General features: G+C 57.6%; 18 protein-coding genes. 10 read left to right on the top strand and 8 right to left on the bottom strand.

Going from position 1 to position 18,526, the window contains the following annotated elements:
- Nucleotides 1-33: 33 nt before the first annotated feature.
- The 7 genes from BLQ98_RS14005 to phnD all read right to left on the bottom strand — a co-directional run bounded on the left by BLQ98_RS14005 (nt 34) and on the right by phnD (nt 6,556).
- Nucleotides 34-1,575, bottom strand: a complete 1,542-nt coding sequence (locus tag BLQ98_RS14005; RefSeq protein ID WP_093733932.1) for an MHYT domain-containing protein — start codon at nt 1,573-1,575, stop codon at nt 34-36.
- A gap of 230 nt (nt 1,576-1,805) precedes the next feature.
- Nucleotides 1,806-2,111 carry an SH3 domain-containing protein gene (locus BLQ98_RS14010; protein ID WP_093733933.1) on the bottom strand — a complete coding sequence of 102 codons (306 nt, stop codon included), beginning with the start codon at nt 2,109-2,111 and terminating at the stop codon, nt 1,806-1,808.
- 122 nt (nt 2,112-2,233) lie between these two features.
- Complete coding sequence (locus tag BLQ98_RS14015; protein ID WP_093733934.1) at nt 2,234-3,145, bottom strand: HAD-IIA family hydrolase; 912 nt, start codon at nt 3,143-3,145, stop codon at nt 2,234-2,236.
- The gene (phnE, locus tag BLQ98_RS14020) at nt 3,142-3,951 is read right to left on the bottom strand and encodes a phosphonate ABC transporter, permease protein PhnE (RefSeq protein WP_093733935.1); all 810 of its coding nucleotides are present in this window, start codon (nt 3,949-3,951) and stop codon (nt 3,142-3,144) included. Before phnE (BLQ98_RS14020) ends, BLQ98_RS14015 begins: the two co-directional genes overlap by 4 nt.
- Nucleotides 3,948-4,742 (bottom strand): phosphonate ABC transporter, permease protein PhnE, encoded by a 795-nt coding sequence (gene phnE, locus BLQ98_RS14025; protein WP_093733936.1) that lies wholly within the window; start codon nt 4,740-4,742, stop codon nt 3,948-3,950. The genes phnE (BLQ98_RS14020) and phnE (BLQ98_RS14025) overlap by 4 nt, the downstream gene beginning before the upstream one ends.
- Nucleotides 4,739-5,524, bottom strand: a complete 786-nt coding sequence (gene phnC / locus BLQ98_RS14030) for a phosphonate ABC transporter ATP-binding protein (protein WP_093733937.1) — start codon at nt 5,522-5,524, stop codon at nt 4,739-4,741. The genes phnE (BLQ98_RS14025) and phnC overlap by 4 nt, the downstream gene beginning before the upstream one ends.
- 54 nt (nt 5,525-5,578) lie before the next feature.
- A complete protein-coding gene (gene phnD, locus BLQ98_RS14035; RefSeq protein ID WP_093733938.1) occupies nt 5,579-6,556 on the bottom strand; it encodes a phosphate/phosphite/phosphonate ABC transporter substrate-binding protein in 978 nt (325 codons plus the stop codon).
- Nucleotides 6,557-6,710: 154 nt separating this feature from the next.
- Here phnD and BLQ98_RS14040 point away from each other — a divergent pair, with 154 nt between their 5' ends.
- The 4 genes from BLQ98_RS14040 (at nt 6,711) to BLQ98_RS14055 (ending at nt 11,871) form a co-directional block, all read left to right on the top strand.
- Nucleotides 6,711-7,505, top strand: coding sequence for a DeoR/GlpR family DNA-binding transcription regulator (locus tag BLQ98_RS14040; RefSeq protein WP_093733939.1), 795 nt, complete (start codon nt 6,711-6,713; stop codon nt 7,503-7,505).
- A 161-nt stretch (nt 7,506-7,666) separates the two neighbouring features.
- A complete protein-coding gene (locus BLQ98_RS14045) occupies nt 7,667-9,712 on the top strand; it encodes an ATP-binding protein (protein ID WP_093733940.1) in 2,046 nt (681 codons plus the stop codon).
- Between the two features lie 139 nt (nt 9,713-9,851).
- The gene (locus tag BLQ98_RS14050) at nt 9,852-10,418 is read left to right on the top strand and encodes a hypothetical protein (RefSeq protein WP_093733941.1); all 567 of its coding nucleotides are present in this window, start codon (nt 9,852-9,854) and stop codon (nt 10,416-10,418) included.
- A 259-nt stretch (nt 10,419-10,677) separates the two neighbouring features.
- Complete coding sequence (locus BLQ98_RS14055; protein ID WP_093733942.1) at nt 10,678-11,871, top strand: tyrosine-type recombinase/integrase; 1,194 nt, start codon at nt 10,678-10,680, stop codon at nt 11,869-11,871.
- Nucleotides 11,872-12,116: 245 nt separating this feature from the next.
- Here the strand turns inward: BLQ98_RS14055 and BLQ98_RS18595 are convergent, their stop codons facing one another.
- Entirely contained in the window at nt 12,117-12,524 is a 408-nt protein-coding gene (locus BLQ98_RS18595; RefSeq protein WP_279614922.1) for an HGGxSTG domain-containing protein, read from the bottom strand.
- Between the two features lie 424 nt (nt 12,525-12,948).
- Between BLQ98_RS18595 and BLQ98_RS14060 the strand changes: the two genes are divergently transcribed.
- The 6 genes from BLQ98_RS14060 (at nt 12,949) to BLQ98_RS14085 (ending at nt 18,480) form a co-directional block, all read left to right on the top strand.
- Entirely contained in the window at nt 12,949-14,460 is a 1,512-nt protein-coding gene (locus BLQ98_RS14060) for an AAA family ATPase (RefSeq protein WP_093733943.1), read from the top strand.
- Entirely contained in the window at nt 14,457-15,104 is a 648-nt protein-coding gene (locus tag BLQ98_RS14065) for an HNH endonuclease (protein WP_093733944.1), read from the top strand. Before BLQ98_RS14060 ends, BLQ98_RS14065 begins: the two co-directional genes overlap by 4 nt.
- Nucleotides 15,105-15,403: 299 nt before the next feature.
- Nucleotides 15,404-15,604: a helix-turn-helix transcriptional regulator gene (locus BLQ98_RS14070; RefSeq protein WP_093733945.1), complete on the top strand. Its 201-nt coding sequence runs from the start codon at nt 15,404-15,406 to the stop codon at nt 15,602-15,604.
- A 1-nt stretch (nt 15,605) separates the two neighbouring features.
- Complete coding sequence (locus BLQ98_RS14075; protein ID WP_093733946.1) at nt 15,606-16,106, top strand: winged helix domain-containing protein; 501 nt, start codon at nt 15,606-15,608, stop codon at nt 16,104-16,106.
- On the top strand, nt 16,106-16,987 hold the full coding sequence (locus tag BLQ98_RS14080) for a DUF7146 domain-containing protein (RefSeq protein ID WP_093733947.1): 882 nt from the start codon (nt 16,106-16,108) through the stop codon (nt 16,985-16,987). The genes BLQ98_RS14075 and BLQ98_RS14080 overlap by 1 nt, the downstream gene beginning before the upstream one ends.
- Nucleotides 16,984-18,480 carry a YfjI family protein gene (locus BLQ98_RS14085; RefSeq protein ID WP_093733948.1) on the top strand — a complete coding sequence of 499 codons (1,497 nt, stop codon included), beginning with the start codon at nt 16,984-16,986 and terminating at the stop codon, nt 18,478-18,480. The genes BLQ98_RS14080 and BLQ98_RS14085 overlap by 4 nt, the downstream gene beginning before the upstream one ends.
- Nucleotides 18,481-18,526: the final 46 nt, after the last annotated feature.

The raw sequence follows: 18,526 nt of genomic DNA on the forward strand, positions 1-18,526 counted from the left end.
TGGGTGTGCATGAACGCTAACGGAGCGTGCCGATCACGCCGCCACGGGCAAAGACGGACGCCCGGTGCTGACCAGGCTATGCGGAAAGAAGACCGAGAATCTCGTGCCCTTCCCTACAGTGCTGGACACAGAGATATCGCCACCATGTGCGAGTGCCAGCTTTTTGCAGATCGCAAGCCCCAGCCCCGTGCCACCTTCTGACCGGTTGTCAGCGTTTTCGATCTGGGTGAACGCCTCGAAGATGGATTCCAGATCTTTTTGCGCCATCCCGATACCGTTGTCTTCGACCTCGAAGCGGAAGCCACCGCCGTCGACTTCGGCCCGCAGGTATATGTCTTTGGCCTTGGAGAACTTGAGAGCGTTGCCCACCAGATTGATCAGGATCTGCAGGCAGCGCCCACGGTCGGCGATCACGTCAAGGCTACCGTCGGGCACATGCAATGCCACGTCCTTGCCCTGCGCCAAACCTTGAAATTGATCCTCGACCTGCGCCAGCAAAGCCTGCGTTGGAAAGGTGCTTTTCGCCAGTTTGATGTCGTTCAACTCGATGCTGGTATAGTCAAGGATGTCGTTAATGATGGTCAGCAGGTGGTTGCCCGCAAACTTGACACGCTGACCGTAAAGCTCTGCCTGATCGCCAATGATGTTATAGTGTTTCTCGGTAATCGGCTCGGACGGAGGCAGCTTAGCCGTTGTGCTGGATTTGAGCTTGGTCAGGAAGCTCGCGTAGCCAATCACGATGGTCAGCGGGGTGCGCAGCTCGTGGCTGAGCACGCTCATGAATTCGGATTTGGCACGGCTCGCCGCTTCGGCAGCATCACGGGCCTCGCGTAGCTCTTCGATGCTTTCCCTGCGGGTGCGGATTTCGATGAAATAGGTGAACAACCCGCCAAGTGTGATCATCGTCGCAGTCCCCGCGATGAGCAACGCTAGCAGTTTATATTCCTCGGGATTGGCGTAACCAGGTTTCAGCCCGATGCTATTCACGCTGAACGCCGCCATACCGGTAAAGTGCAAACCAACGATGGACAGTGTCAGCACGCTTGTCATATGCAGCCCGCTGTGGCGCGAAACACGGCTGCCTAGATACAACGCGAAGGTCGAAAAAACGATTGCCAGTAGGATAGAGGCGATCAGATAACTGCGGTCCCAATCTACCAACCCTTCGACACGGTATGCCACCATGCCGGTGTAGTGCATTGCAGATACCGCCATACCAAAGACCGCGCCGCCGATTATGGTGGTTACGACTGACCGGAACATGCCCGCGATAATGATGCCAACTGTACAGCCTGCAATCGCTATCAGCAGAGATATAAAGGTCAGTTGTAGATTGAATGTCACCGGCGCCGCTGGCTGGTAGGCAAGGATCGCGATGAAGTGCGTGCACCAGATAGCGACCCCAGCAGTCAGCGCCGTCAGCATATACCAGATCAACGCCTGACTGCGCGGACGCCCCAAAGCATGCTGATACAGGCGTGAAACAACCCAAGACCCAAACGCACACAGCAAGAGCGCCAAAAGAACCAGACTGAAGTCGTGGTCATGGTGAATGGTGTGGGCAACTTTAATCATATCGGCGCACTCTAACTGCTAATTTCAGGGGCGTTGATCGCCTCGGAAAGCGGCAGTTTTGAGGCATGTTTACGTTATACTAGTGATAGCCAGATAAATACGTGCGTTCTTTAGTTATGAGAAACAATAGGTTGTGGCCATGTTAAAAGCGTCACACACGTTGGGGCAAAGGCGCTGCGTTAACCTTAACGAAATGCTCAACCACCGGTGCACAAGGCACGCAGCCCGCTTTAGCGCAGTTTACGCAAATAGGCCCACGACACATGCCCGCGCACACGACGCGCCTGATCAAGCGAGACTTCGCACCAACGTGTGCCGCCGGTCTGCTGGCATTCGTGCACCTGCAAAACGGTGCCGTTGGGCAGTCCCAACAAGACGATAAACCCCGTCCCCGGCCCTGCCCGCATCTTGAGCATGTCATCCCCGTCCACGCCGCTCACTTCAAAGCGGCCCAGCGATCCTGCGGTTGCGGGGGTTGCGGATACTGTGGTGCCGATCACCAATGCCGATATTGCGGCGGTCACTGCTTTGCGCATTGTTGTTGCCCTTGTTCTAATAGCCTCGGGTTCGGTGGTAGCCTGCGCAAGCCGCAAAATAAACCGTCATATCAACCGGCGGGTGATGATCCGCCGACCCTGCGCCCTTTGGGACAACAGCGTCAGATGTTGGGAACGATGAAATCCGGCGACAAGCCAGCCTGCGCAATCGCATCCCCGACATCCAGCCCCGTGAGCGACCCATAGCCTGTGACCAGCGCCGTGGCAAAACCCGCCTGCGCGCCGCCCAGAATATCAGTGTGCAGCGTATCGCCGACCATCAGCACACGCGCGGGTGGGATTGCGCGGTTGAACCGGTCAAGCGCGATATCGAAGACCTGCCCGAACGGTTTGCCCAGAAACACAGGCATCACACCGGTGCGATCGGCCAGACGGTGCGCAAACCAGCCCGGTTCCCGCGAGAGGCCCGTTTCACGCGGCGCGACCAGATCAGGGTTGCCCACCAACACCGGACGGGGCGCGCGTTTCAGCGACGCCTCCAGCAATGTCTGCCGACGGTCGGTCCAGCCGTCTGCGCCCACCAGCAAGAACCCGTCCTGCGCATCGTAGCTTTCGGCGCGGTCGTCGAGCACAGTCGTGTTGAGCGTCGTCAATTCCCCCAGATCGACGGCGGGGTTGATCATCACGCCCCATCGGCACGGCGGCAGCCCGGCTATATGCGCGGTCAGCGCCTCGCGGCTGGTGGTGACCTCGGAGGTGGTGAAATCAAACCCCAGACGGGCATAGCGGGCCATCATATGCGCCTTGGGATAGGCGGCGGAGTTTGACACCACGCCAACCGCCTTGCCCGCCGCGCGCAGCGCCGCGATGGTATCGGTCGCACCGGGGATCGCGGTTTCGCCGACGTTCAGCACGCCGTAGGCGTCAAACAGGATCAGATCGAACCGCGCCGCGATGTCGGTGAACACGCCGGTCTCCGCCAGACCGCCCGCCGCAGTGCGCGGCAGACGGTCGGCAATTTGCAGATAGCGCGCAAAGGCGGCCTGCGGGTCGACGCCGTAATCTTGGGTCACAGGATACGGCGCCGCAGATAGGCAGAGATGACTTCCCCCACCACCACCAGTGCGATGATCGCCAGCAAGATGGTCGCCACCTCGGGCCAATTGAAGGTGTCGATCGCGCCTTGCAGAATGATCCCGATGCCGCCCGCACCCACCAGACCCAGCACGGTGGATTCGCGCAGGTTGATATCCCACCGCAAGATCGCCACCGCCCAGAAGGTCGGCATGACCTGCGGCACGATCGCATAGACGATAACCTTGAAGCGCGACGCGCCCGTGGCCTCAAGAGCTTCGACAGGGCGTGTGTCAATTTCCTCAATCGCCTCGCCCAGAAGTTTACCGATGAACCCGATAGAGCGGAACATGATCGCCACGATACCGGCCACGACACCCGGCCCGAAGATCGCCACAAACAGCAGCGCCCAGATGATCGTGTTCACCGACCGCGAGGTCACAAGGATCAACCGCCCCAGCCACAGGGTCACGCGGTTCGGCGTGGTATTCTGCGCCGAGATATAAGCGACCGGCAGCGACAGCAGCACCGCAAAGGTGGTGGCGAATGTCGCGATGTTTACCGTATCCCACAGCACCTTGAGGATGGTTTCCAAGTTGGTGGGGTCCGGCGGATACATGCGGCTGAACAGATCGCCGATCTGTTCAGGTGCGCCCCAGACCCAAGGCCAGATCACTTCAATCGACGTGAGCGCCCAGGCGATCGCCAACCCGCAACCCAGAAAGATGGCATAGCGCATCATGCGTTGTTTGAGCGTAAAGCGGGACCAGTCGTCGCGTCCGAATTGCGTAGAAAGTGAGGTCATTGGATACGCTTTCGGATAACGCCGCTGACGGCCTCGGAAAAGAGGATCACGCCCACGATGACGATGGTGATGGCAAGGGCAAAGTCATAGTCATAGCGCCCAAAGGCATTGGCGAGCGTCGCACCGATGCCCCCTGCCCCCACGATCCCCACCACGGCAGAGGCCCGCAAGTTGGAATCAAGCTGGTAGATCGTCAGACCGATCTGGCGCGGCATGATCTGCGGAAAGATCGCGTAGGACAGCGTCGAGAAATATGGCGCACCGGCGGCGCGCATGGCCTCGACCTGACCAAAGTCGATCTCTTCGATCCGCTCTGCCAGCATCTTGGCGACGAAACCAATGGAATAGACGGTCAGGGTCAGCACGCCCGCAAAGGGTCCGAACCCAACCGCTTTGACGAAGAGGATCGCCACGATCACCGGATGGAAGCTGCGTGCAATGATGATGATCGCACGACCCAGATAGAACACCGGCTTGGGGGCGACATTGCCTGCGGACATAAAGGCGATGGGGATCGACAAGAACACGCCAAGCGCCGTGGCCAGCACCGCGATTTTGAGGCTTTCGAGAAACCCGTCGATCAGCAGACCGCTGCGTTCAAAGCTCGGGGGAAAGGCCCCGCCGAAAATCTTGCCCGCGCGGCCGATACCTTCGGCGACGCGGTTCCAGTCGATGGGCATGGTCAGCCCGACCCAGCCGAAATAGGCGATGACCCCAAGATATACGGCCCACCGCAGCACGGGATTGGCAATAAAGGGCGGCTTGGCCCAAGTGTCGCGCGGCGCGGTCATGATGCGGCTGCCTTGTCATCCGGCCCGCCGCTGCGGTCGGCATGGGGGCTGCCCGCATAGATCGCCTCCATCGCGGAGGGGTCCAGCATGTCTGGCTTGTCGTCAAAGATGATCCGGCCATAGCGCATGCCGACAATGCGGTCGGTGTATTCCTTGGCCTCGTTTACATTGTGGATGTTGATCAGCACCGGCAGCTTGAGCTCGCGCGACAGGTCGCGCAGCAGGCCCATGATCTGTTCTGATGTCTTGGGGTCAAGCGATGCGGTAGGCTCGTCCGCCAGCAGGATATCGGGTTCCTGCATCAGGGCGCGGACCACCCCGACGCGCTGACGTTCGCCGCCCGACAGCTGGTCGGCGCGGGTGTCGGCGTAATGGGCGATGCCCACCCGCTCCATCAGTTCATAGGCGCGGCGGATGTCTTGCTTAGGATAGCGCCGCGTGATCGCGGACCATGTTGAAATATACCCCAGACGACCCGACTGGACGTTCTCCATCACGGTGAGACGATCCACGAGGTTGAAGCCTTGGAACACCATCCCGATCTTGCGCCGTGCGGCCCGCAGGTTCTTGCCCCGCAGGCGGGTCAGGTCGGTGCCGTTCAGCTCGACCGTGCCTGATGTCGGCTCAACCAGTCGGTTGATGCAACGCAGCAACGTGCTTTTACCTGCACCAGAAGACCCGATGATCGACACAACGCTTTCACCCTCGATGGTGAGGTCAAGATTCTTGAGGACCGGATCGCCAGAGCCGTAGCGTTTGACGAGGTCAGTAATTTTCAACATGTAAAATACCTTATGCGCGAGGCCGACCCACTGGGATCGGCCTCGACGGAAAAATCATTCAGCAGCAAGGCCTTGTGGGGTATATTCAACACCATTGGCAGACTGGATCTGACGGATGACGGCCCACTGGTCTTTGTAGGTGATCGGAACGAATTTGCTCACGCCCGAAAATTCTTCGCCCAATGCGGTGCCGGTAAAGTCGTAGCTAAAGAAGGCTTCCTTGATCTTGTCCTTCAGCTCTGGCGTCAGGTCGTGGGCCACGCCGTAAGATGTCGTGGGAAACGGATCGCTTTCCCAGACAATGCGCACCTCGGCAGGGTCATACAGACCGCGTTCCGCCATGCGGTCCACCACTTCGGACGCAACCGGTGCCGCGTCGTAGTCGCCCGCGACCACACCCAACATGGATTGGTCGTGGCTGCCAGAGTAGGTCACCTCGTAATCCTGATCCGGCACGACGCCCAGATCAGGGAACAACGCGCGCGGTGCCTGATTGCCGGAGTTCGACGTGGGCGATGTATGCGCGACGCGTTTGCCAGCAAGATCGGGCATCTCTTTGATGTCGCTGTCGGCTTGGGTGTAGACCTGCAGCTTGTAGCCGAACTGCCCGTCTTCGGAGCCCATGATCGCGAAGGGTTCAACGCCCGCAAGGTTCACAGCAAAGGGTGTGGGTCCGGTCGAGAAGCCCGCGATATGCAAACGGCCAGAACGCATGGCTTCGACTTCGGCAGAGTTGGACTGGACGGCAAAGAACTGGACTTTCTTGCCGGTCACCTCGGACAGGTGGTCGATGAAGGGCGTCCAGATGTCTTCGTAAATGGCGGGATCTTCGACGGGCGTATAGGCAAAGACCAGAGTCGACGGATCCTTGAGCATGCTCTCGTCTGTGGGCGCGTCGGCGACCAGATCGCCATTGGCATCACAGAACATCGTATCCAGCGCACCGCGCTCTGCGCATTCTTCGGCCAGCGTGGCAGTACCGGTCATGGCAAAGGCCGCCAAAAGGCCCGCCGTTATAAAGCTACGTTTCATGTGTTTCTCCTCCCCGAGAATACCCGCGCAGAGGGTACTGCGCGATTAATTAATCGATACGAGCATTGAAGCTTTCGATTCGCAACATTTTCCGACTAGATATTTGGGAAGTGCCAAATTCAAACGGCATATCCGGATGGAGGGGAACCGCAGAATGGATACCGGAACCGAACGCCGCACGCTGCGCAAGTCAGAACGCCACGCGCAGATTTTGCTGGAACTGCGCCTTGCCCCGCATGTGCGGGTGTCGGACCTTGCGGCCAGCTTTGATGTGACCACAGAAACCGTCCGCCGCGATATTGCTGAGCTAAGCGCGCAGGGGCTTTTGCAGAAATCCTACGGCGGGGCCTCCCCTCGCGCACCGGGGGCGCAAAGCGTGCTGGACCAACGTCAGCGCGAGCATGTGGATGAACGTCGGCAGATGGCGCAGCTTGCCCTAACGCGGGTGACCGACGGGCAAACCCTGATGATCGACGCCGGTGCAACGATGATGGAATTTGCCCGCGCCTTGGCCATGTCGGGCAAAGCAGTAACTGTGCTCACAAACAGCCTGCAGGTCGCTATGATCCTTGGGTCATCGGACGCGGTGCGCGTGATCATGACGCCGGGCGACTATCTAAACGCCGAGGCCGCGTTGACGGGGACCGCAACATGCGACTTTCTACGGATGTTTAATGTCGACGCTTGTTTTCTAGGCGCGTCGGCCCTGGATGAAACCGGCGTCACCGAAGCGATTGCGGGCTTTGCAGAGGTAAAACGCACCATGCTTGCGCAAAGCCGGACCGGGCATTTTCTGATTGATGGCAGCAAGTTTGGCAAACGTCATCTGACGCAGGTCATTGCCCTTGACGAGATGGGCTGCCTGATCACCGATATCGCCCCGACCGGAGCGCTTGACGCCGCTTTGGACTGTCATCGCACGCCTACCATCCTTCCGAACCAAGGCTGAGAGAGCGCCGTACGCAAAAGTCTAAAAAATGCCGCGATTGCGCCTGCATTTTGTCCGCAGCAGTACCGATGATGCGGGACGTTTACGAGGATCAAGCCAAGCCGCGAAGACATCGACACAAAGTCGGGCACCGCGCAGCTTGGACGAATGAGGGTGGTGGTTTGCTTAACAAATTTACGGGGTATCTTGCCTCTAAGGTCTTTATCGTCCTGACGATTATCCTGCTCGTTAGCGTCGGCAGCATCGCCTATTCTATCGTTAAGCTCGACCGCGACAATCATCTGGCCGCCCTGCGTCTCGATGTCGAACAGGAGCTAAATTCCGTCACCGATCAAATCCAGCTGCGCTTCTTCGAGGCGGTTCTCGTCGCCAAGAACATCGAGAATTCGCTTGCGATTGACGGCGAGATTGACGAACGCCAGATCGCCCGTACCGTGCGCGATCTTCAACGCCATAACCCCGATGTAATTGCCGTAGCTTTAGCCCCTAACCTATCGATTACACACAGTTTTCCGCAAACGGATAACCGCGTGACCATCGGAATGAATTATTCGCAGCTGCACGCACAAATGCCCAGTGTGGCGCAAGCATACCGCACCCGCGCGCCCGTGATCGATGACCGCGTCGACCTTGTCCAAGGGGGCACAGGCTATATCATGCATTATCCGGTTTTCCTGCCCAATGCCGAGCTGTCGACCGATCAATTCTGGGGCGTGATCTCTGTTGTGATGGATCAAAAAGGCCTGCTGCAAACCCCGCAGCGTGATTTCTCTGACCCCGCCCAATACAGTTTTGAACTCTATCCGCTTAAAGCCTCCGGCTTGGTAGAGGCCCTGCCCGATCACCGGCTGACCAAGCTGAAGGACAAGCCGGTGGTCACCACGTTTAATGTCCTTGGTGTCACTTGGGAGGCCGCCGTCCGCCCCGCCGGAGGCTGGCCCGCCTATTCACCTCAAAGCCGGAATCTGGTGGGTTTTGCCCTCATTGCCGCCATATTTCTACTGGGTGTCCTGCTCGCCTTTCGCCGCATGGCGCTGGAGCAAGCCAACGCCCATGCGCTGTTGTCCGAAGCCGTGGGCGCGATCAATGAAGGGTTCATCGCATTTGATGCCAAGGAACGGGTGATGGTGGTGAACCAGAAATACCGCGACTACCACCCTCAGATTGCTGATCTGATCGTCCCCGGTGCCACGATGAAAGAGCTCGTCATGCATTGGGTCGACCGGTCTGATCACTTTGAAGACACGGCCAGCAAACAGGCTTGGATCCGCGACCGCCTGCAGAGTTTTCGCAATCCGGGCAGCGCCTTTTTGCAAGACACCGGTGATGACTGCTGGCTTAAAGTGACCGAGGCCAAGACGCCCCATGGCTATACCGTTGGCATCTGGACGGACGTAACGGCCGAAAAGCGCGCTCAGGAAGCAGCCGAAGCAGCCGACCGTGAAAAAACCGAATTCCTCAACAACGTGTCACACGAGCTGCGCACGCCGCTGACGGTCATTTTTGGCCGCGCCTCTTTCATGCGCCACAGCGATAAAATGCCCCAATCTCAGCGTCTTATGGATGCGCTCGAGGCCGATGGCACGGGCTGCCCTGTGGCCGCCGGCGCCGCACGCGACTACCAGCGCTTTATGACCGATCAAGGCGCTGGCATCGCCGAGTCCGCGCAGCATATGATCCGTCTGGTCGAAGATTTGCTGGATTGGACCAAAGTCTCTCGCGGTCAGCTTGAACTGGATATGGCCCCGATCCAGCTTGATGAAATCGCCCGTTCCGTGACCCAAGAACTGCAGCCCGCTGCAGAGGCCAAGGGGCTGACGTTAACCTACATTGGTGACGGCCCCGTTGCGACAATCGCCGATAAGGTTCGGGTCAAACAGATCTTGTATAACCTGATCACCAACGCCATCAAATTCACCAATGAGGGCAAGGTCAACTTGTCGATGCTCCATTCAAACGACAAGATTGTGTTCAGCGTCAGCGATACCGGTAACGGCATTTCCAAGGCCGATGCACGGCGCGTCTTTCAGCGGTTCCAGCAAGTTGACGGGTCGATGACGCGGCAGAATGGCGGATTGGGGCTGGGTTTGGCGATCTCTGAACAATTGGCCACGCTTCACGGCGGATCGCTGTCGATGGATAGCGAACTTGGCGTCGGCAGCACCTTTAGCCTGACCCTGCCGCGGGATACTGTCAGCACTCTATAAAAGCGCGCTTGACGGTCAGCTGGCCCAGATAGATCAAACTCTAAAGATAAAAATTTGGTCTTGTGAAGGATTTCGGGTATACCAGACAGATTAACGATTAGCTTTTTTCGACTTTAAATTTGTCTCAAAGGATTTCTTTTTGGATCTCCAAGCGAACAGTTATGTCGTGGATGGCCAGAACCGCATCGTTTCAGTCGGGTCTGAATGGGATCAATTCGCGCTTGAAAATGATGCACCGGGGGCGACATCTGCCCGGGTGATCGGACGCGAGGTATGGGATTTTATCGAAGGCGATAATACCCGCGCCTATCTGTTCGGCGTCTTGCAGACCTGTCGGATGGAACAGCAGCTGTTCAGCATCCTCTATCGCTGCGACGGGCCCGATATGCGCCGGCTTTTTCGGCTGACAGTCTGGCCCTCGCCGGATCACAGCCTGACCTTGGGCAGCATGTTGGTCCATTCCGTTGCGAGCCACCCCACCGCCACCGCTGGCGCGTTCGATACCTTTTACGACACCACGAGATGTTCCATTTGCTGCGCCTTTCAGATCGGAGAGAAATGGATCGATCTACGCACCCCGAAGGACCCAGGTAATTTTGCCAAAAGCTATTCGATCTGCCCCTCCTGCATAAAAGATGCAGATCAGGAGTTTGCCCGAATGAGGCGCCAAAACAACGTCTTGCCCATGGTGCATCGCAAACATTAGCCCCAAAAGAACAAGGCCAACCAGGGCCGTCACAAGATGCGCCGCAAATACGCCACGCTTGCGCGCCACGGCGACTAAATCTACTAAATATAAGGAAAAAGTGGTGCCCCCACACGGAACCAAGCCATTGTTTTAAAATGTTTTTGTTTGTCTATCATTGATCATAGGCCCCTAGAAATAAGACCACGCCTGTCCTGTCGTGCCTTGTTGTGTCCATCCTTATCCACTAATGTAAGGTGGATAATTAGGGGGATAAGAAATGAGGGCGCAAAATAGGTTTTCGGCCCAATTCGTCAAATCCGCACCAGTGGGAAAGCATTGCGACGGCGCTGGACTATGGCTGGTGAAGCGTGAAGATGGCGGGGCGCAGTGGGTGCTGCGTGTTACCGTTCACGGCAGACGCCGCGAGATGGGCTTGGGTGGCTTCCCATCGCTCGGGCTGGCTGAAGCCCGCAAGCAAGCTTCGCGGTGGCGAGATGTAGCGGCAGCAGGTCGCGACCCTATCAAGGAAAGGGAAGCCGAAGAACGGGCCGCGCGGCGCGAAGATATATCGCTGGCAATTCTGACCGCCGATGCATTCGAAGCGCGCAAGGCAGAACTCAAAGGCGACGGAACGGCGGGTCGGTGGTTGTCCCCTCTGACCATTCACGTTCTGCCGAAGCTTGGCAAAGTGCCGGTAACCGACATCGACCAGCGTGACATTCGCGACACGCTGGCCCCCATCTGGCACACAAAGGCTGACACTGCGCGCAAAGCTATAAACCGCCTTTCAATCGTGATGAAGCACGCGGCGGCGCTTGGCTTGGATGTGGACTTGCAGGCGACCGACAAGGCGAAGGCGTTGCTGGGGAAAACCCGGCACGTGCCTAAGAACATCCCAGCGATGGATTGGCGCGACGTGCCTGACTTTTATGCCAGCCTTGACGAACCGACGCTAACACATCTGGCGCTGCGCTTGCTTATCCTGACCGGCGTTCGTTCAGGACCGCTCCGCAATTTGCGGCTAGATCAAATCGAAGGCCATGTGTGGACTGTGCCAGCCGAAGCGATGAAGGGCCGCAAAGGTGCGACTGCTGATTTTCGTGTGCCTTTGTCGGCAGAAGCCCTGCGCGTGATTGACCTAGCACGCCCGCACGCCCGAGACGGCTTGTTGTTTCCGAATACGCGGGCCGGCGTGATTAGCGACATGACCCTTTCGCGTATGATGCAGCGGCGCGGACTGGAAGCGCGACCCCACGGCTTTCGTACAAGCCTGCGCACCTGGTTAGCCGAAGCGACCGACGCAACGCATGAAGTAGCAGAAGCGATGTTGGCGCATGTTGTGGATAGCAGTGTGGTGCGCGCCTATCGGCGCACCGACTATCTGGAACAGCGCACTGAGCTAGCCGATCGCTGGACTGCTTTTGTTACCGGCGGTGCTCAGAAGGTCATAGCCTTCAAGACGGTAGATTGATGAAACCGGATAACCCTGCATAGAGGGTAAGCCACACCCAACTGGTGCTCTGCACCTAGCGCAACACACCCCTTTCAAAGCAGACCTTAAGTCAGAGAAAAAAACATACCGATCGAAAACGTGACCGCATTCAACTAGAGCGAACCCATATCTTAAGAACAATCGACCCTCGAAGGCAGACAGATCGGGCGGTAATCGAGCGCGCAGTTCAGCGGACTGAAGTTTTGAACAAGGCGACGGATCGTTCAGTTTTCAATAGGTGGATCGTTTGCTCGCCACGCAGCCCATCTATGACGCTGGGATGCCGCAATGCGATCCCGACCTTCGGGCGTCTTTGGCCCCGTCGAGAGCCCTCCATGGGACCGGCAGCGTCGTTTTCCGGGGACAACCTTTGCTTTACACGCAGCACCGTTTCTTAGCTTAGCATCGCAGCTCGGACGTTGGTTTCTAGGCAGAGGTTGACGCTGCTCATCGAGGCCGATCTCTCTCAGGCGCTCACAGCCGAGCTCTAAGCAATGAACGCAGGCTCGCTGTTTGCTTTCATGCCATCCCGATGTGAATGAACATACACGCCACCAAGGGCGCTCTGGCTCTGAGGAGTTGGCCCGAGCAGCCTTAATAATTTGAGCGATGAAGCTAGGCGGTCGTCCCATACCTAATGTTAACTTTTTTCAACATCTGAGTAAAACCCTTTGTAGTGCGCCTGACATGAAATACCCGCCAGTTCTTGGAGCGTCCCAGCTGCTCGTGCCATGGTGGGAGTGTCAGCTATGCAGCCCTTTCCGGACCTCCGTTGTAGTGACCTCAACTGACTTTCTCGGCACTGAGCCCACCTTCTTGCCAGGCGCGGTGTACGTCCGGTCCCGGCCCTATGCCTCAAATCTTGCAGGGCTGACACCATGGGTTTTGGAGCGAGTATCTGCAAGCCAAGCCGACTGCTTCAGGCATTTCATGCCTATCGCAAGAAGTGGTTGCGGAAGCACATTTAGTCAGCAGCTGGCCGTCAAACCGAAATAGACCTCGACATGGCAGATAGAACTCTGAAGAGTTTCTGAAGCTTAACCTGGGGAACGGTCTATGTACGCCGATAATGACTTTCAGCTACTGGAAGCGCGCACAGCTGATGTACGTGTGGAGATGCCATGGCGACGCAAGGACCGCCCATACATTAATCCTCATGCAGTTTTCGAACGCAAGCCTCATGTTATCGGCGAACAGCACGAACATCTGACGGCAGTCATCGGAAAAAACGGAGCTGGTAAATCCCATCTCTTAAGCGCAATCGTTCAGACATTCCTGCGCCTCGAAGAGTTGCATCTAGGTAAGAGACAAAAGATCAGGGATGACCTGCCGCTGGAACTTCTGGTCTATCGCGTGGATGGCAATCACTGCACGGTCGTGAAGACAGGGCGTCATTCGATTAGCATTCAGGTGAACGGTAACGAAGTTTCTCCAAGAGATCTTCCTTTACCCAAGCGGATAGTCGCGCTGACCATCAGCCCATTTGACAAGTTCCCACTACCCCGAATCTTACATCGCTCGGTGGTTCAAGTTGATGCTGCATCATCAATGTACCAATATCTCGGTCTGCGCGATAATTTCGGGAAGGCATCAATCCGGACGCTTTTGTTCCGCTCCTTAAGCAGCCTGTTCGATACAACAGATAACAGTTCTCTCAGATTGAGTAACATTGGTGCAGTGTTCGAATTTCTCGGCATGAGACCGATGGTTAACGTTATCTACCGATTCAGAGAAAGGTCCATGCTCCATGATATTGCGAGCGGGCTCGATCCTTACGCCGATGGCGAGATGTCTTATACGAAAAGGCGTCTGCTAGAAGATATTTCTCGAAGCGGCATTTCGTCATCCACCCTGCAATTGCTAGCAAAACTTGTTCTCAGGGAAGCTAAAGGAAACCGTATCGAAACGCACGCAGACCTAGAGACCGGATTTCAGGATCCCTTGTTTCTTGATCTACAGCCGTTACGCCGAGCAGGCCTCCTTAGTATGTCTGGCGTTGAAATTGAGCTCAAGGACGGCGGTCCGACCGACCTTCTTCAGGCAAGTTCAGGTCAGCTGAGCATGGTCTCTGCGCTTATCGCGCTCGCATCTGTCATCGAGAACGGCAGTTTGGTGCTCATCGATGAGCCAGAACTCAGCCTGCATCCCGAGTGGCAGGTGAAGTACATCGATTTGCTGCTGCGCACTTTCGCTCGTTACCATGGTTGTCACTTCGTAGTGGCAACGCACTCACCCATGGTGATCTCCGAGTTGCCTGATCATGCCGAAGTAATCTCGCTCGACCAAGAAAAGCTGCCATCTACCAAGGAACTGCAGGGACAATCGGCAGACTATCTCCTGGCTGAAGTCTTCGGTGCGCCGACTTCAAACAATCTTCACGTCCGAGACCGTGTCGTCACTGCGCTACGTATGATCGCAAACGGGGATGTGAATACCAAGGCTTTTGAGGAAGCGCTTGCTGATTTGCGTAAATTTGCTACCGAGTTGGAGCCAGACGATCCGGCAGCTGAACTGATTAAAAATGTAGAAGAAGCTGCGAGGGACGCAGGGACTGAGACGCAGTCATGAATCCAATTAAATACGGCGCAGCGTGCCAAGCACTGGTTGATACTTTCAATGCACTTGAGTCTGGGCAAAAGGACCACAATCACTGGGGCGATGTCGCCATGAATGCTGTCCGTGCGGAGATCAAAGATCATTATATCGCCGAGCAGAACCGCCGATGCTGTTATTGTGGACGCGAGTACCCGACTGACAACAAGGCGGTCTGGGACGGTGAGCACATTATCGCCAAGAGTGTCGCGCCACACTTCATGTTTGAGCCATGCAATCTGGCGGCATCATGCAAGGACTGCAACATCGCCAAAGGAGAAGATGAAGTCCGCACCAATCCTAGGCGCAAGTCATTTTCTGATCAGTCAAAGCACTACAGAATCGTCCATCCACACTTTGACAACTATGATGACCATATCCGGTGGTATGGGGACGTAGTTAAGCCACTCTCACCAAAGGGGGGCGAGCTCGTTGGCATGTGCAAGCTTTGGCGCTTTGGGGTCACCAAGGCTGGGGCCGAAGTGGCACCGCCTAACGCTTTGGTGGACGGGATGATCGGCGTCATGATGGACCCCCAGGCCGACGCTGTAACCAAGGCAGTCGCTATCGAAGGGTACAAAGCATATGTGAGGGCGCAGCCGCAGAAGGCGGCGGACTAAGGCTTCGGAAGGCACCGCGCTATGCTCGCAAGAGGCAGAGCGAGCAATTTAGTCTCACCCCCCTGCTACAATTGCTACACCTGCTACTCTGCGTCAAATCCCCTATCAGGCTAAACCAACAACATGTAGTGAGTGTATATTTGTGCGCCACTATAGCTTGCGCTGGCTCTTTCCGTTTGTTAACGTCTTTCCTATAAGCGCGCATGACGTGCGCTCGTTGCCCCATTTGGGGCTTTCCCCTCGGGGGCGAGCAACGTCACGACTGCGTTCCGTCCTCAAAGCAAAAAGGACGGCACGTTATGTCAAACAATCCACAGACCGAAAAGTATCTGACCCTTAATGAGGTCAGCATAAAGCTGGGTAACCGGTCCCGTGCGGCAATTTACAATGACATGGCCTCTGGGCGATTGCCAAAGCCTTTGAAATTGGGCGGGCGGCTTTACTGGCCAGAGGGCGAACTCGACGCCCATCTGCGCAATCTGCGCGACAAGGTTGCTTAATATGAGCGGCGGAAAAGAGGAGGCCCGGGTCCTGTTGGCGCAGGAACCGGGCCGGGTAAATTGCCAAGCGGTAGCGGCTGACACCCAAATCGTAGCACAACGTAAACCAGCGCGCCACACCGGTGGCACCCCATACACTGGCAGTACAAAGGTTGACTGCGCTCTTGCCATTGTTGTTTCTGGCTGTGTGCAATGGGCCCTCAACCAGTTGCGTAAAGCGGGCGCTATGGGCTGTAAGTCTATCGACAAACCGTCACCACGCATGGCGGCTTATGACCTTTCCTTGCGCGGCATGGGCTTTGAAATCGAAACCATCACCGAAGCGCCGGAACGCGATCATGTAGGGCGTCATGCACGGAATGCTTTGCGCTCTGGCGTCTCCCTCGGCCGTAACTGGGGGGCCGGTGCGACCAAACTTCAATTCGCTTTCCTAATGCGTGCTCATGGGCTGACCGAAGCGCAGGCACACGCATTGGCTGTCTTGATCTGGGGGGCTATGTAATGATGGATGCAAAGCACCTGACCCAAACCCTTCACGGGAAATGGTATGGCCGCTACGGTTGCGCTCCATGTCCTGTTTGCCAATTCGAGGGTCGCAAGACACAGAACGCGCTGACCTTGGCTGATGGCAGTGGCGGCGAGCTGTTGTTGCATTGCAAGAAGACTGGTTGCAACTATCGCGACATTACGACAACGGCGGGCATCACGCAGGGCACCTACACGCCACCTGATCGAGCACTCATTGCTCAGCGCGCGGCAGAACAGCGCAAAGCAGATGCAAAGCGCGCACAACAGGCGCAGCGGGTATGGTTGGGCGCGCGGCCCATCGCTGGCACTGTTGCCGAAAATTATCTTAGGGGACGGGGCATTTCCTGCGCACTCCCCGAAATCCTGCGCTTTGACCCACAATGCTGGCATCTCTCAGGCAAATGCTATCCCGCTTTGGTGGCATTGGTAGAGGGAGGCGCAGGCTTTGCCGTGCATCGTACCTACCTTCGAGATGATGGCAGCCGCAAGGCCGATGTAACCCCACCAAAAGCAATGCTTGGCGCGGTAAAGGGGGGGGCCGTGCGCCTGTCTGATGACACTGGCCCCCTTGTGGTGGCAGAAGGCATTGAAACCGCGTTGAGCCTCTCCAGCGGGCTGTTGCGTACCCCTGCGACCGTCTGGGCCGCGCTGTCTACATCGGGGATGCGTGGCGCGCACCTTCCCGACACGCCAGGGCGGCTGACCATCGCCCCCGATGGCGACACGGCAGGCCGTGAAGCCGCAAACGCATTGGCCGCACGCGCTCACGCATTGGGCTGGCAGGTATCGCTTTTGCCTGCCCCTGTTGGCCGCGACTGGAACGACATTCTGACCATGAAAGGGGAAGCCGCATGAAAGCGCCCCAAGCAATTCAATACACGCCCGAAGGACCACAACCGCTCGTGCGCGAAATTGCCCTCGGCGCGGCCTATCCCGTACACGCTCTGGGGCCGCTGCGCGAGGCCGTTGAGGCGGTGCAAGGTATCACACAAGCCCCACTCGCGATCCCGGCACAATCGGCGCTAGCAGTGGCGTCACTGGCCGTGCAGGGCTTCGCCGATGTTGAAACGCTCGGCGGACCACGGGCCTTGTCACTCTATGCGTTGACCATAGCGCGAAGCGGGGAACGGAAGTCAGCCTGCGATGCCCCGCTGATCAGCCCACTGCGCAAGCACGAGCAAGACAAAGCGAAAGCACAGCGCGACGACATGCAAAGCTGGATCAATAAGCAAGCACTCTGGAAGGGGGAGCGCGACCGCATCCTTTCGGAGGCAAAGAGAGCCAAGGGCGAGAAGCGCACGGCGGCACAAGCCGACCTCGAAGCTCTGGGACCGGAACCGGCTGCGCCCCCATCAGCTGACCGAACTGTGACCGAACCGACCTTCGAAGGGCTGACCAAGCTTTTTGCGACGGGACAACCGAGCCTTGGCCTTTTCTCGGATGAAGGCGGACAATTCTTGGGTGGACACGCCATGAACAGCGACAACCGCCAAAAGACGCTCGCGGCGTTGAATGACCTCTGGCAGGGGAACCCGATCCGCCGGACGCGCTCGGGCGATGGACACGCGACGCTCTACGGGCGACGCCTGGCCGTGCATCTGATGGTACAGCCGACCGTTGCGCGCAGCTTCATGGCTGACCCGCTTGCGGCGGATACGGGCTTTTTGCCCCGCTTCCTGATGTGCGAACCGCCCAGCGCCATCGGAACCCGGATGCAAGCGAACGCGCGCCGCGATGACATGGCGCTTGAGGCATTCGGGGCACGGCTGCACGCCATCCTCGACACAGATATGCCGATGGACCCGGACACCTGCGAATTGCAGCCCCGCGTCCTTGGGCTTGCCCCCGACTCCCGCATACTCTTGGCAAGCTTTGCCGACGCAACTGAAGCTGCGCAAGCACCCGGTGGTGACTTGGCGCACATCCCCGGGACGGCATCAAAGGCGGCGGAACAGGCGGCACGCATTGCAGGCGTGCTGACCCTGTGGCACGATCTCGAAGCCCGTCAGGTGCAGCCCAGCGACATGGCCGACGCCATCATGCTGGCGAAATATTACCTGTCCGAAGCTTCACGGCTGGCGAGCGCTGCAACGGTATCTGCAGAAATCGACAAAGCCGAAAACCTGCGGCGGTGGCTATTGGAAAGCTGGCAGCATCGAGAAGTGATGGTACGCGATGTGGTGCAAATGGGGCCGAACGCACTGCGTGAGACACCAAAGGCACGGGCAGCGCTGGGCATCCTCGAAAAGCATGGATGGTTGGTGCGACTGGACGCGGGCACGGTAGTGCGTGGGGCTGCGCGAGCCGAAGCCTGGGTCATCGTGCCGGGCCGTGCCGATGTGGTTTGACGCGCAAGCCAAAGTCGCAAAGCTGGGTGAGTTTGGCAAAAGAAAA

The sequence above is a fragment of the Sulfitobacter litoralis genome, from assembly GCF_900103185.1.
GTDB classification, from domain to species: domain Bacteria; phylum Pseudomonadota; class Alphaproteobacteria; order Rhodobacterales; family Rhodobacteraceae; genus Sulfitobacter; species Sulfitobacter litoralis.

Bases quoted from the DNA above. Each gene is read 5' to 3' on its own strand.
- BLQ98_RS14070 (WP_093733945.1), top strand. From the start codon at position 15,404: ATGTCAAACAATCCACAGACCGAAAAGTATCTGACCCTTAATGAGGTC.
- BLQ98_RS14085 (WP_093733948.1), top strand. From the start codon at position 16,984: ATGAAAGCGCCCCAAGCAATTCAATACACGCCCGAAGGACCACAACCG.
- phnC (WP_093733937.1), bottom strand. From the start codon at position 5,524: ATGTTGAAAATTACTGACCTCGTCAAACGCTACGGCTCTGGCGATCCG.
- BLQ98_RS14060 (WP_093733943.1), top strand. From the start codon at position 12,949: ATGTACGCCGATAATGACTTTCAGCTACTGGAAGCGCGCACAGCTGAT.
- phnE (WP_093733936.1), bottom strand. From the start codon at position 4,742: ATGACCGCGCCGCGCGACACTTGGGCCAAGCCGCCCTTTATTGCCAAT.
- BLQ98_RS14005 (WP_093733932.1), bottom strand. From the start codon at position 1,575: ATGATTAAAGTTGCCCACACCATTCACCATGACCACGACTTCAGTCTG.
- BLQ98_RS14065 (WP_093733944.1), top strand. From the start codon at position 14,457: ATGAATCCAATTAAATACGGCGCAGCGTGCCAAGCACTGGTTGATACT.
- BLQ98_RS14010 (WP_093733933.1), bottom strand. From the start codon at position 2,111: ATGCGCAAAGCAGTGACCGCCGCAATATCGGCATTGGTGATCGGCACC.
- BLQ98_RS14080 (WP_093733947.1), top strand. From the start codon at position 16,106: ATGATGGATGCAAAGCACCTGACCCAAACCCTTCACGGGAAATGGTAT.
- BLQ98_RS14055 (WP_093733942.1), top strand. From the start codon at position 10,678: ATGAGGGCGCAAAATAGGTTTTCGGCCCAATTCGTCAAATCCGCACCA.
- phnD (WP_093733938.1), bottom strand. From the start codon at position 6,556: ATGAAACGTAGCTTTATAACGGCGGGCCTTTTGGCGGCCTTTGCCATG.
- phnE (WP_093733935.1), bottom strand. From the start codon at position 3,951: ATGACCTCACTTTCTACGCAATTCGGACGCGACGACTGGTCCCGCTTT.
- BLQ98_RS14075 (WP_093733946.1), top strand. From the start codon at position 15,606: ATGAGCGGCGGAAAAGAGGAGGCCCGGGTCCTGTTGGCGCAGGAACCG.
- BLQ98_RS18595 (WP_279614922.1), bottom strand. From the start codon at position 12,524: ATGGGACGACCGCCTAGCTTCATCGCTCAAATTATTAAGGCTGCTCGG.
- BLQ98_RS14040 (WP_093733939.1), top strand. From the start codon at position 6,711: ATGGATACCGGAACCGAACGCCGCACGCTGCGCAAGTCAGAACGCCAC.